Source organism: Treponema sp. UBA785 (genome assembly GCF_002297065.1).
Classification (GTDB): Bacteria; Spirochaetota; Spirochaetia; order Treponematales; family Treponemataceae; genus Treponema_D.
The window spans coordinates 43,306-55,056 of sequence record NZ_DBJD01000082.1; the positions used below are offsets into that span (position 1 = coordinate 43,306).

General features: G+C 35.9%; 13 protein-coding genes. 8 read left to right on the forward strand and 5 right to left on the reverse strand.

Going from position 1 to position 11,751, the window contains the following annotated elements:
• Nucleotides 1–149: 149 nt before the first annotated feature.
• The 3 genes from rfbD to rfbA are packed head-to-tail and all read right to left on the reverse strand — an operon-like array spanning nucleotide 150 to nucleotide 2,504.
• Entirely contained in the window at nucleotides 150–1,040 is an 891-nt protein-coding gene (rfbD, locus tag B2X33_RS07185) for a dTDP-4-dehydrorhamnose reductase (RefSeq protein ID WP_296668658.1), read from the reverse strand.
• A gap of 1 nt (nucleotide 1,041) precedes the next feature.
• Entirely contained in the window at nucleotides 1,042–1,629 is a 588-nt protein-coding gene (gene rfbC, locus B2X33_RS07190; protein WP_296668659.1) for a dTDP-4-dehydrorhamnose 3,5-epimerase, read from the reverse strand.
• Entirely contained in the window at nucleotides 1,629–2,504 is an 876-nt protein-coding gene (gene rfbA / locus B2X33_RS07195) for a glucose-1-phosphate thymidylyltransferase RfbA (RefSeq protein ID WP_296022619.1), read from the reverse strand. Before rfbA ends, rfbC begins: the two co-directional genes overlap by 1 nt.
• A gap of 103 nt (nucleotides 2,505–2,607) precedes the next feature.
• Here rfbA and pcnB point away from each other — a divergent pair, with 103 nt between their 5' ends.
• Nucleotides 2,608–3,744 carry a polynucleotide adenylyltransferase PcnB gene (pcnB, locus tag B2X33_RS07200; protein WP_296668661.1) on the forward strand — a complete coding sequence of 379 codons (1,137 nt, stop codon included), beginning with the start codon at nucleotides 2,608–2,610 and terminating at the stop codon, nucleotides 3,742–3,744.
• 70 nt (nucleotides 3,745–3,814) lie between these two features.
• Here pcnB and B2X33_RS07205 read toward each other — a convergent pair whose 3' ends face one another.
• Both B2X33_RS07205 and B2X33_RS07210 read right to left on the reverse strand, forming a co-directional pair.
• Nucleotides 3,815–4,741 carry a hypothetical protein gene (locus tag B2X33_RS07205; RefSeq protein ID WP_296022621.1) on the reverse strand — a complete coding sequence of 309 codons (927 nt, stop codon included), beginning with the start codon at nucleotides 4,739–4,741 and terminating at the stop codon, nucleotides 3,815–3,817.
• Nucleotide 4,742: 1 nt separating this feature from the next.
• A complete protein-coding gene (locus B2X33_RS07210; RefSeq protein WP_296668662.1) occupies nucleotides 4,743–5,732 on the reverse strand; it encodes an RluA family pseudouridine synthase in 990 nt (329 codons plus the stop codon).
• A gap of 129 nt (nucleotides 5,733–5,861) precedes the next feature.
• Between B2X33_RS07210 and B2X33_RS07215 the strand changes: the two genes are divergently transcribed.
• From B2X33_RS07215 to B2X33_RS07245, 7 genes are read left to right on the forward strand one after another with little or no spacing between them, the layout of a single operon-like run.
• Nucleotides 5,862–6,350, forward strand: a complete 489-nt coding sequence (locus tag B2X33_RS07215) for a divergent PAP2 family protein (protein WP_296022623.1) — start codon at nucleotides 5,862–5,864, stop codon at nucleotides 6,348–6,350.
• A gap of 6 nt (nucleotides 6,351–6,356) precedes the next feature.
• On the forward strand, nucleotides 6,357–7,796 hold the full coding sequence (locus B2X33_RS07220) for a hypothetical protein (protein WP_296668664.1): 1,440 nt from the start codon (nucleotides 6,357–6,359) through the stop codon (nucleotides 7,794–7,796).
• Entirely contained in the window at nucleotides 7,780–9,072 is a 1,293-nt protein-coding gene (locus B2X33_RS07225; RefSeq protein ID WP_296668665.1) for a hypothetical protein, read from the forward strand. Before B2X33_RS07220 ends, B2X33_RS07225 begins: the two co-directional genes overlap by 17 nt.
• The gene (locus tag B2X33_RS07230; protein ID WP_296668667.1) at nucleotides 9,062–10,126 is read left to right on the forward strand and encodes an RnfABCDGE type electron transport complex subunit D; all 1,065 of its coding nucleotides are present in this window, start codon (nucleotides 9,062–9,064) and stop codon (nucleotides 10,124–10,126) included. The genes B2X33_RS07225 and B2X33_RS07230 overlap by 11 nt, the downstream gene beginning before the upstream one ends.
• Nucleotides 10,119–10,592, forward strand: coding sequence for a hypothetical protein (locus tag B2X33_RS07235; protein WP_296668669.1), 474 nt, complete (start codon nucleotides 10,119–10,121; stop codon nucleotides 10,590–10,592). Before B2X33_RS07230 ends, B2X33_RS07235 begins: the two co-directional genes overlap by 8 nt.
• Nucleotides 10,585–11,199 (forward strand): hypothetical protein, encoded by a 615-nt coding sequence (locus tag B2X33_RS07240; RefSeq protein ID WP_296668671.1) that lies wholly within the window; start codon nucleotides 10,585–10,587, stop codon nucleotides 11,197–11,199. The genes B2X33_RS07235 and B2X33_RS07240 overlap by 8 nt, the downstream gene beginning before the upstream one ends.
• Nucleotides 11,192–11,749 carry a hypothetical protein gene (locus B2X33_RS07245; protein WP_296022629.1) on the forward strand — a complete coding sequence of 186 codons (558 nt, stop codon included), beginning with the start codon at nucleotides 11,192–11,194 and terminating at the stop codon, nucleotides 11,747–11,749. The genes B2X33_RS07240 and B2X33_RS07245 overlap by 8 nt, the downstream gene beginning before the upstream one ends.
• Nucleotides 11,750–11,751: the final 2 nt, after the last annotated feature.

Consider the following 11,751-nt stretch of genomic DNA (forward strand, 5'->3'; position numbering starts at 1 on the left):
TTTTAAGTTGTTTCGCAACGAACTGAGAAACAACCGATGATAAGAAAGTTTGCAACGCAAACTTTTTAGGATAAAAACAGACGACATTTTCGGCTGTTTTTATCTTATCTCCTCGTGCATAATAAAAAGCATAAAATAAAAAAATTTGACTATTTTACACTAAACCTTTCATCTTTTATAAAATCTTCGAGAGAAAGTTTCCAATCTGGAAGTTTTATGTTCAAAGCTGACTGGATTTTTGAAGTATCAAGCACGCTGTAAGCAGGACGCTTTGCCTTTACAGGATAATCGTCTGTCGTGCAGCTGTTGATTGCGCAGTTATTTGAAATTCGTCCGTATTTTGTTCCAAGTGAATAAATTTCTCTGCAAAAATCAAACCAGGTGGTCTGGCCGGCATCGGTCACGTTGTAAATTCCGTATGGAACAGTTTTTTTGTTGCAAATTTCAAAAATGACTTGAGCTAAAGTCGAACAGTTTGTCGGAGTTCCTTTTTGGTCGCAGACAACTCTGACGCTTTCCCTGCTGTTCATGGCTTTTGTCATTGTGTATACAAAATTCTTTCCATAAAAACCGTAGAGCCACGCTGTACGAAGAATATAATACCTTTGAGTTGATGAAATTATATTGTCTTCGCCACTGGCTTTTGTTTTTCCATAAACGCTGGCCGGAGATTTTTTTTCAGTTTCCAAAATTGGCTGAACAGCATTTCCGTCAAAAACGTAATCTGTGCTTATGTGAATAATTGCAGCGCCTTTTTTTTCAGCAATCCGCGCCAAATTAAGAGGTCCTGCCGAATTAATTTTTTGAGCAGATTCTTTTTCGTCTTCTGCCTTGTCAACAGCCGTATAAGCAGAACAATTTACGATAAAATCGATTTTAGAACCAGAACCTATCTCAAGTTTATTCGCAAAATTTTCAAGCTCAGAAAAATCTGCGACATCGACTTCGCTGCCTGTTCCTGCATAAGCAATTTTATTCTTTTGAAAAAGCTCACAAAGCTGAGAACCGAGCATTCCCCTGCAACCTAGAACCCAAATCATCTCAGTTTTCTCCAATCCAATGGGCGCTCATATCAAAATATTTTTTTGAAAAATCAAAGGCTGGATGTTTTTTGTCTTTTTCGCTCAAAAGAGGCTCTACATCTCCACAGATTGAATGCCAGTCAATGCTAATAGTCTTGTCGTTCCACATAAGACCAGCTTCATCTTCCGGATGATAAAAATCCGTACATTTATATGTAAAAACTGCAAAATCGCTAATTACATAAAAACCGTGCGCAAAACCTTCCGGAATGTAAAACATATTGTTTTTCTGAGAATCAAGAACAACTCCGTAAGATTTTCCGAAAGCAGGAGAGCCGTTTCGTAAATCTACAGCAACATCGTAAACTTTTCCTTCAAGCGCACGAACGAGTTTTCCTTGAGGATGCTTTGTCTGAAAATGCAGCCCGCGCAAAACGCCTCCTTTGCTAGCGCTCTGATTGTCCTGAACGAACTTCATTGTAAGACCGGCTTCAAAAAAGTCTTTTTCTGAATATGTTTCTGCAAAGTAACCACGGGCATCTCCAAAAATTTTTGGCTGAATTTCCCATAATCCTTCAATTGGGCATTTATTGAACTCAAAAGACATTAAAAATTCTCCGCAATATATTTTAAATAAGAGCCGTAATCGGTTTTAAAGCCTTTTGCAATTTCAAGAAGCGCATCTTTTGTAATCCAGCCGTTGTTAAATGCAATTTCTTCTATACAAGCAACATACATTCCCTGACGTTTTTGAATTGTTTCGATGAAATTTCCGGCTTCTGAAAGGCCTTCGTATGTTCCTGTATCAAGCCAGGCAAAACCGCGTCCCAGAATTTCTACGTTGAGTTTTTGCTGAACCAAATATTCATTATTAACAGAAGTGATTTCGATTTCACCACGGGCAGAAGGCTTTACATTTTCTGCAATTTTTACAACGCTGTTGTCATAAAAATAAAGTCCAGGAACTGCATAGTTTGATTTTGGTTTTGCAGGTTTTTCTTCAATTCCGAGAGCTTTTCCGTTTTTGTCAAATTCAACAACTCCGTAGGCTGTCGGATCTTTTACAAAATAACCGAAAATTGTCGCTCCGCCTTCTGTTTCCACTCGTTTGCGAGCATTTAAAAGGCTTTCTGAAAAGCGCTGGCCGTAAAAAATGTTATCGCCGAGAACAAGAGCAACGCTGTCGTTTCCGATGAATTCTTTTCCAACAATAAAAGCATCTGCAAGACCTCTCGGTTTGTCCTGAACCGCGTATTCAAATTTCATTCCGAGCTGGCATCCATCGCCAAAAAGCTCCTTAAAAACCGGCAAATCGCGTGGAGTTGAAATTATCAAAACTTCGCGGATTCCTGCAAGCATAAGACAGCTTAGCGGATAGTAAATCATAGGTTTGTCATAAACTGGAAGAATCTGCTTGCTGACAGCCCTTGTGAGCGGATAGAGACGGGTTCCGCTTCCTCCTGCAAGAATTATACCCTTCATAAAAAAACTCCCATAGTTTTCAATTTCAAGAACAATACAAGTCCTATACTATTATTCTACCATTATTGAGCATAATAAATCAATTCGTTAGAATAGGAGCATTGTGTTATACAGATATTCCAAAGACGGACGTGGACGGCCTGTAAAAACCGCCGCTATTTATACAAAAAAAGAACATAAAATTTCTTTAGACAAAATTGACGCAGACTGCCTTAGAGTTGTTTTTCATTTAAAAGAATGTGGCTTTAACACTTACATCGTCGGAGGGGCAGTAAGAGATTTGCTTACTGGAAAAACTCCAAAAGATTTTGACATTGTTACAAATGCAACTCCAAGCAAAATTAAAAAACTTTTTAGAAATTCCCGGATTATTGGAAAGAGATTCAGACTTGTCCATGTTTTTTTCGGGGAAAAGATTTTTGAAGTTTCAACTTTCCGCTCGACAGTTGACGGAAGTGTAGGAAACAGTTTTGGTTCGATTGAAGAAGATGTTCAGCGCCGTGATTTTACTCTAAACGCTCTTTATTATGATCCTTCAAAAGAGCAGATTATCGATTATGTCGGCGGAGTGCAGGATATAAAAAATCATATTTTAAGACCTGTAATTCCTTTGAACAGAATTTTTGAAGAAGATCCTGTCAGAATGTTGCGCGCAGTAAAATACAGTTCGACCTGCAGCTGCAAAATGGGCTTTGCATTAAAACACAAAATCAGGAAAAGTGCGCATCTCTTGCTTCCTGTAAGTCCAAGCCGTTTGACAGAAGAAATGCTGAAAATTTTGAATTCTGGCCATTCATCTGAAATTATAGCAGCCTGCCTTAAGACTGATCTTTATATGTACCTTCAGCCGAACGCAAGCAGCATGATGTATCAGTCAAAAAAATTTGAACAAAGCTATATGAAGCACCTTGCAGAAATGGACAAAATAGTTCAAAAAGACAAAACTGTAAGGCTCGGACAAAAACTGTTCTATCTGATTATTGATTTTGTCGATACGCTTACAGACTGGAAAAAAGAAATTTCTGGAAAAACGGCAACTGGCGAACTTTATTTAAAAACTTGGGCTCAGGTAAGAAATTTTGTTCTTCCAATAAATCCACAGCGCACAGAACTTGAATACGCAATTCGTCTGGCTTTAAAAACACTCGGAGTCGCAATAAAAATCCCAAAAAGCGCATTTAAAGTTCGAAAAACTGTAAAATTTCTTCCGGCAGAAGAAAAAATTGCCGAGATAAGATAAATAAAAAAAATAAATCCAAGAAAAAACACCTTGAAATACAGACGCTAATTGCGTTTTTTAAGGTGTTTTTTTATGCAGTCTTTAAATCCGAAACCAAAATATGGTCTACAATAATCGAAATATCCTCAAGGAGAATTCCCGCATTTTTTTCGATTGACGAAGTCACGTAATTTTTTAAATTTTTACTCAATTCTGTAAGCGGTTCTCCAAAAGGAACATCTATCGTCACAAAAAAACGGTATCCTGTCTTGTCCGCCTTTATGTTCAAACTTTTTAAGCGGATTAAGCTGTTAAATTTCTTAACTGCATCTCCTGCAAGGCCTGCAAGATGAGCCTGAGAAATATTTTTTCTTGCAGTAACTGAGAAGGCCGGGCGGACTACAGATTTTTCAAAAAGCTTTGCATTTACTTCGACTGTAGTTTTCTTTTCTTCTGTTTTGAAAAAATGACGGAAAAACTTTCTTTTTGAAAGGCTGACTTTTACTTTTGAAACAAAAATTCTTGAATAATTTCCAGCTTCTTTTACCTCGTACGAGCGGACTGGAATTACATGCTTTCCTTCAATCTGCCGGCTTATACGGGCTTCTTCAATTTGCTGAGGAGTGGCAATGTCTTCGATTCTTATATATTTTTCCGGAAGAGGAATTTGAAGGCGCATTGCAATCTTATTGACCATCTTTTCGCTTGTGCCGAGCAGCAGAATTTTTTTTATCTGTTTTTTCTGAATTGCAAGAGCTACGCTGTCTCTGTGCTTTTTGTCATCGAAAAGCGCAACGCGAACTGCCCCCATATAACTTTTTTCAAGTTTTGCGGAATGCCCGGCAAGAATATTGTCTTCATAAATCAAAAGCCCGTCATCAATTATCGCCTTTATATGATATTTTTGAGCGACAAGCTTTGCGCGAAAACTTTTTCCTGTGCCAGATGGACCGAAAAATGCAAAAACTTGAAGAGGCTTTTGTTTAAAATTAAGAATTTCTCCAATATTCATACCCATATTATAATTCACAAGGCAAGTTTATCAAGGAGGATTTTAAAACTGAAACGAAATTTTCTCCTGGAGGACAAACTATTTTTTTCGGAAGGTTGAATAGATTTTCCTGAAATTCCAAAGAATAAGAATGGAGAAAAAGATTTTGTTTTTCTGAAATCTGTTTTGCTCCGTAAACTGTATCTCCAAGCAGAGGATGCGCGTGGTAAGCACTCGTTGCGCGAATTTGATGAGTTCTTCCTGTAGAAATTACGAATTTTACGAAAGTAACCTGAATGCCTTTATATTCTCCGTACGCAACCGGAATTACCGTTGTATAGCTTTCCTTTGAATTTTTTGAATCGGAATTTACAGAAACTGTATGAAATTTTGAACTATTTAAGTCTTTTTCATTTCTGCTGATTTTTTCTGTCCATATTTCTGTTTTTCCCAAAGCGCCTTCAATGATTGCAATATAAGTTTTTTTTATTTTGTGTTCCTGAATTGCCTTAGAAAACTCCTGCGCACCTTCGAGATTTTGGCTAAAAGCAATAAGCCCTGTAGTTCTTCTGTCAAGACGATGCAAAGGACCTGTTCTAAATGAAAGACTCTTTTGAGCATTTTTAGAATTAAAAAAATCGTAATCTTCTTGGACAAAAACATTGAGAGCCAGTTCGCCGGCTTTTGACTTTTGAACAGGAAGATCGTAAGGCTTGTTTAAAAAAAGAAGTTCTTGAGTACGAAGCACTATCCATCCTTCTGGAAGAGAAGTGATTTTTTTTTGATTTTTTTTGTCTGTTAGAAGCGCGGTTTCCGCTAAAAACGAGGCTATTTTTATTTCATCGCCTTTTTGAATTCTATATTCGCCTTTCTGTTTTTTTTCATTGACCTTTATCAATCCGTTTCTGAGAGCCTTATAAAGCTGCGAAAGATTTTCTTCTGAGAGAAGTTTTTTTGCAATTCTGTCGAGTCTTCTTCCTTCATCATCTTTTCCAGTTTTTAAGCGAATAAATTCCATAACTTATAAACTATAAACAGAACCTATAAAAATTTCAATTTTGACAAACAAAGCTTGTACAAGCTCAATATAAAATGTCTGCATAAAATGCTTAAATAACTAGACAAAAATGCGCATACCGATAAAATAATGAGTATGTTTAAAGGTGTATGGGTACAGTTTCAAACTCTTTTGTCTTCTCCGATATTTCTTGCCTGTGTTTCCAGTTGGTTTCTTGCTCAGTTTTTAAAAACACTCATAAAACTTTTTGCTGGAAAAGTCCACAGCATAAAAGAGCTTGTTGAACTTCTGATATGGCGAACCGGAGGAATGCCTTCAAGCCATAGCGCCCTTGTCGCCTGCCTTTGTACTTGCATTGGAATTACGGAAGGATTCAATTCCGGACTGTTTGTTCTTTCTTTCTGTTTTTTTATGGTTACAATCCGCGATGCTGTCGGTGTAAGAAGAGCAAATGGAATTCAGGCAAATATGATTAACAGAATCGGAAATCTTTTAAAAGATCAGGGACTTGTCCAGGAATACAAAAATCTAAAAGAAGTTCAAGGACATTCTCCGATGGAAGTTATCGTTGGCTGTATTCTTGGTTTTTTTGTCGGTATCGGTTTTTTAGTTTTGTAGGCTGCAATGAAAATTTCGACAAAACTTCTGGCTTCTTCTGCTTTATTTGCATTGACCTTTTTTTTTGTAATCTGTTTTCGCGCTGTTCCAGAAAGCCAGCTTTGGAAAGGCTGGCGGCTTCTTTATGTAAAGTCCGAAAAACTTTCTGAACAAAATATCTGTTCAATTCTTGAAAAAAACGGCTGCAAAAATGTCGTGAGCAGGGTGAACCAGAAAAGCCCTGTCTATTCAGAATTTTCACCTATCCAAGTTCAGCCGAAAAATTCATATATTTACAGAAAGAACGGATTTTTTAGAGACAAATCTTCTACATATTTTGTATTTTATGTTCCAGAAAAAAACACTTCCGCTCTGAAAAATGCAGTTTACGAAATAAACGGATTTTCACAAACCTTTGCGTCATGTGACGGGGGAGCCGTTTTTCCGTGGATTTGTCCTTTTTTAGCTTTTATTTTTTTCGCTGTTCTCTTTTATTTTTCTAAACAGAAATTTAAATTTCTTATAGTCTCTCTGGAGCTTCTTGTTTTGTCGATTACAAGACCTTTGTACACAGTCTGCGGAGCAATTTTTCTTTCACTTTTTGCAAATTTTCTTCTCGTAAAAATTTACGGCAGAGACGGTTTTTTTAAAGATTCGAAAAACGCTGTTTTTATAATGCCAATGATTGTTTTTTCTTTTACTGCGCTTGCTTTTTCGTCGGTTTTAAGTTCATTTTTATTTGCAGTTTCTTTTGCAGGCGGTTGGCTCGGACTTAAGGTTTTTGAAGAATTTTATTCATTTTTCTGCAAAAAAAATGGAAATCTTCAGTTTAATTTTGTTTACATCAAAAAATCTTCAGACGTAAAAACCGTCACCTCATCAAATTCTTTTTTGCTTGGAATTGTTTTTGTCTTTATAGCGTTTCTTTTTGCATTTTCGTCGATTTTTTCAGGAATTTCTCAGGCTTCGTTCTCTGATCAAAGACCTTTTCTTCCGGCTCCTCTTTCTTCAAACTCAAAAAGTTCAAAAGATGCTGAAATGCTTCCAAATCTTGAAGATTTTGTTGACTGGAGCTGGTTTACAGTTTCTTTTCCGTTCAGAAAATTGAATTCTTCTTCGACTGAAATTCAAAATTCTTTTGGCGAGAGCATCGTTATTCCAGATTTTTTTATTGGAAAAGACAATTCCTCTGGAAAAGAGAAGATTTTTTCATCTCAAAATAAAGTTTTGACCTATGATTCTTCCTTTGTTCACTCGATTTATGATAAGATAAACAAAAGCGATTATCCTGCCCTTGAAAAAGTTCTGCTTTTGCAGGGGAAAAATACATCTTATGGATACACAAAAAACGCAGGAACAAGTTCAGAAAAAGCAGTTCCTCTAGTATTGAGCTTTTTTGCATTTATTCCATTGATTCTCTTTTTATATTATTTTGTGGGAAATAAAAAAAATGAGGCCAATTTATAAATTCGTTTCAGAAGATACTGGATTAATTACTAAAACTGTAAGCGGATTTATTCCAGAAACAGTTGTAATTCCTCTAAAAAAAAGCAGCCAAGATGAAATTGAAATTCTCGTAAAAGCCGGAGACACGGTAAAAGAAGGGCAGGTTATTGCAAAATCTCAGGATACCTGCATTCATTCTTCGATTCCTGGAACTGTTATAAATATCGTTTATTCAAAATTTGCAGACGGAAATGAAGGTTATGCCGCAAAAATCCGGCTCGAAGGAGTTTTTTCTTTTACTGGAAAAAAAATCATCGAAAAAGAATGGAAGTCAAAAGATTCTTCAACACTGATTTTTTTAATGAAAGAGGGAGGAGTTTTAAACACTTTTTCTTCTCCTGAGCCGCTCAATGCTCAGATAAAAAATCTTGATAAAACAAAAGACCGTTTTCTCGTAGTTCGGCTTTACTCTGAAGATCCCTCAAGAATTACTGACAGTTTTGTTACTGAGCATTATTTTGAAAAAATAAAGACCGGCGTAGCAATTACTGCAAAAGCAATGGAAGCAAAAGGAATTCTTTTTGCCTTTGACAGCAATAAATCAATTCCACAGAATTTTGCTGACAGTTTTGAAACAGAAACAGCAGTTGTTTCGATTGATGCAAAAAAATATCCAAATGGTTTTATACACGAGATTGTCAATGCAGCAAAAAAAATGCTCAAAAATTCGATTTTTAAGAATACAGGAAACCGCGATTTATTCATAGATTCTGTTACGGCACTGAATGTTTACAATGCAGTTGTTTTGGAAAAACCAGAAATTACAGCAGAAATTCAAGTTACTGGAGACTGCCTTAACGCCGGAGCCGTAATAAGTGTAAAAACAGGAACAAGTTTGCGACAACTTGCAGAACAGGCCGGCGGTTTTAAAAGAGAACCTGGAAAAATTATAATAAATGGAAAAATTACAGGAAATTCTGTTTCGGATATAGATATTCCAATTTCAAAAGATATAAAATCGGTGGCATTTATTCCTTTCAGACAACTTTATAACCAGACAGAACAAAGCTGCATTCGTTGTGGAAACTGTCTAAGCTGCTGTCCTGTAGGACTTTCGCCAGAAACTCTTTACAGATGCTTTAAAAATAGAGACCACAACAACAGCGAATTGCAGTTAATCGAAAAAACTGCAATTTTGTGCACAGAATGTTCTTTGTGTAATTCTGTCTGCCCATCAAGAATTCCGCTAAGCCAGACAATTGCGCTCTTAAAAAAAGGAAAAATAAATGAAAAATAAAATAAAAATTACATTGCATCCTTTTTCATATTTGAATTTTTCTGAAAAAACAAATGCAATTTTTTTACTCACATTCTTAGCCTGCCATGTTTTTATGCTTTTTATAACAAAAAGCTGGGCAAACCTTTTTGTAATTCTGGCGGCTGTCGCAGCGACACTTTTGGCAGAAGTTTTTGAAAAAACATACGGAAAAAGAAAAGATTCCTACAGTTTTCTCAATTCAATTATTCAAGGAATTTTAGCTGGACTTTTTTTACCTTCAGCATTTCCTATTTATGCTGTTTTTTTTACAGTTTTTTTTGTATTTGTCTGTTCAAGATATTTTATCGGAAGCTTTGCAGACTGCTGGATAAATCTTCCTTGTCTTTCTGTCTGCATCTGCTGGATTTTGGGAACTTCGCTCTTTCCAGACTGGCAGCTCACGCATGAAATTATATTTGCAAGAAATCCATCTCTGGAACTTATTCAAAACGGCACATTCCCAATGCTTGCCCTTGATTCAAAAATTACATCGTTTTTTAACAGGACGATTTTTTCGCTTTTTGGATTTTCAATTCCAGACGGTTATATTTCTCTTTTTTGGGACACCGGCTCTTTAATTCCTGCATTCAGATTCAATTTTATAACGCTGATTTCTTCGATTGTTTTAATTTCGATGGATATTGTAAAGGCGATGATTCCCGGACTTTTTTTACTAACCTATGGTATTCTAGTATTTTTAGGTCCATACTTCTTTGGATTTAGCGGACATGGCGACCTTCTTCTTGCATTTTGCACTAGCGGACTCCTTTTTTCTTCGATTTATTTGCTTCAGTTTGCCGGAACAATTCCAATGTCTCTTTTAGGAAAGGCATTTTATGCTTTTTTTGCCGGAGTTCTTGCATATTTGATAATTGGAGCCGGAACTTCTCCAGCAGGAGCTGTTTTTACAGTTCTTTTGATGAATGTTTTAAGCCTTTTTATCCAGCATATTGAAAAAATTGCCGAAATCAAAAAAGTTAAAAAAATTCTTCTTGAACGCGTAAAAGAATTTGAGGAAGGAACAAATGCTTAGCGAAAAAAACAAAATAATTTTAATAAAAATCAGTATTCTGGCAGGAGCATTTATCGTAACCTGCGCAATTCTAATTACAATGATTTTCCTTGCAAAAAGTTTCTGGAAAAACGGTCTAAAGGTTAGTGTGGAGCAGACTCTCGAAAAATATTCCGAAAACACATATAAAACGGGAGACTTTGTCGAATTAAAATCGCAGCTTTCACCTGGAGCGGCAGTTTTTAATTGTAAAAAAAACAACGATTCAAGCCGTTATTATGCCGTAATAATGCGGATTTCTACAATTTCGGGACCTGCGCCAACGGTTTTTCTGTGCTCTGAATATGAGGCGGAATTTGCAGGATTTGCTATTGAAAATGGAAATTTAAAACAGACAATGACCCCAGATTTCCAGGAAATCCATATACGCTATTGGAAATCTTTGTTGCCGAAAATTTTACAAAAGGCAGGACTTTTTGATGACTGATTATAAAAAATTTCTTATTTACATTGGGACAACACTTGCAATAGTTCTTTCTTTTCCAGGAAGAATTGCATACGGAGTTTTTGCGCTGCTTCATTTTAATGTCTCTGTAGTTCTTCTGACGCTGATGCTTTATGCAATAAATCTATTAAATGTAAAATTTCTGCGTCTTGGAATTTGTTCTCTTGAACTTGTTGCTTTGACAATTTTATATAAGCAGCTGCTTGTCATTTTTTGCCCTGTTGCAGCCCTTACAATCGGCTTTTCTTTTTATTTGCCTGCGGTTTCCGCTGTTGTAATAACGGTTTTTAATCTTAGAATAAAAAAATCAATAAAAGAAAGCTGCCTTGATAAATTAAAAAAATCGCTCAGCATTTCTGCATTTTGCTTTATAATTTTTGTTTTAAGAGACACTTTAGGATTCGGAACAATAACGCTTCCAAAATGGCAGTCGCTCTTAGTAATAAAAATACCTGAAATTCCATTTTTTGCAGGAAATTCATTTATGTCCTTTTTTGCGACAATTCCGGGCTGTATGGTTTTGACAGTTCTTGTTTTTTTTGCCGGCCTAAAAATAAATGGCGTTTTTGCAGGAGAAAAAAATGCTTGAAATCATTTTCTTTTATCTTTTTTTTGGCTCAATAGCACTTTATTATGGTGTCGGATTAAAAAAAATTCTTACCATAAGAAAAACTCCTCGCTGTTATTTAAAAGATGTCTTAAAATCGCTTTTTATTACAGTTTCTGTTTCATCAGTTGCTTATCTGTTGGACGAATATGTTTTTGCCAGACTTGGCATAAGCGAAATATATCCTTTTTTTATGACGATTTTTTTTGCCGCAATTTCATACGGCATTCACCGGCTTATAAAAACAAGTTTTTTTGATTTTACGGAAGACTATATCGTTCCATTTATGATTGTCTTGATGAGTTTGACAGAAGGCTTCTCTTTCTTAAGCACAATTTTAATCTGTGTTTCTGGAGTTCTTTCTTTTTACCTTCTCATTTTATTCGTCTTTGCCTTAAGAACTCGATTTAAAATTTATCGAAAAGATGCTGGTGAAAAACCGTTTTTTATGCTTCTTCTTGGAACTGCCGTTCTTTTTATAGCAATTTACGGTTTTAATGCTTCCTGGCTTAATCTCGGGCTAATTTTATAAAG

What these genes read in the sequence shown, in the direction of transcription:
- rfbD (WP_296668658.1), bottom strand. Translation starts at nt 1,040, where the DNA reads ATGATTTGGGTTCTAGGTTGCAGGGGAATGCTCGGTTCTCAGCTTTGT.
- rfbC (WP_296668659.1), bottom strand. Translation starts at nt 1,629, where the DNA reads ATGTCTTTTGAGTTCAATAAATGCCCAATTGAAGGATTATGGGAAATT.
- rfbA (WP_296022619.1), bottom strand. Translation starts at nt 2,504, where the DNA reads ATGAAGGGTATAATTCTTGCAGGAGGAAGCGGAACCCGTCTCTATCCG.
- B2X33_RS07205 (WP_296022621.1), bottom strand. Translation starts at nt 4,741, where the DNA reads ATGGGTATGAATATTGGAGAAATTCTTAATTTTAAACAAAAGCCTCTT.
- B2X33_RS07210 (WP_296668662.1), bottom strand. Translation starts at nt 5,732, where the DNA reads ATGGAATTTATTCGCTTAAAAACTGGAAAAGATGATGAAGGAAGAAGA.
- B2X33_RS07215 (WP_296022623.1), top strand. Translation starts at nt 5,862, where the DNA reads ATGAGTATGTTTAAAGGTGTATGGGTACAGTTTCAAACTCTTTTGTCT.
- B2X33_RS07220 (WP_296668664.1), top strand. Translation starts at nt 6,357, where the DNA reads ATGAAAATTTCGACAAAACTTCTGGCTTCTTCTGCTTTATTTGCATTG.
- B2X33_RS07225 (WP_296668665.1), top strand. Translation starts at nt 7,780, where the DNA reads ATGAGGCCAATTTATAAATTCGTTTCAGAAGATACTGGATTAATTACT.
- B2X33_RS07230 (WP_296668667.1), top strand. Translation starts at nt 9,062, where the DNA reads ATGAAAAATAAAATAAAAATTACATTGCATCCTTTTTCATATTTGAAT.
- B2X33_RS07235 (WP_296668669.1), top strand. Translation starts at nt 10,119, where the DNA reads ATGCTTAGCGAAAAAAACAAAATAATTTTAATAAAAATCAGTATTCTG.
- B2X33_RS07240 (WP_296668671.1), top strand. Translation starts at nt 10,585, where the DNA reads ATGACTGATTATAAAAAATTTCTTATTTACATTGGGACAACACTTGCA.
- B2X33_RS07245 (WP_296022629.1), top strand. Translation starts at nt 11,192, where the DNA reads ATGCTTGAAATCATTTTCTTTTATCTTTTTTTTGGCTCAATAGCACTT.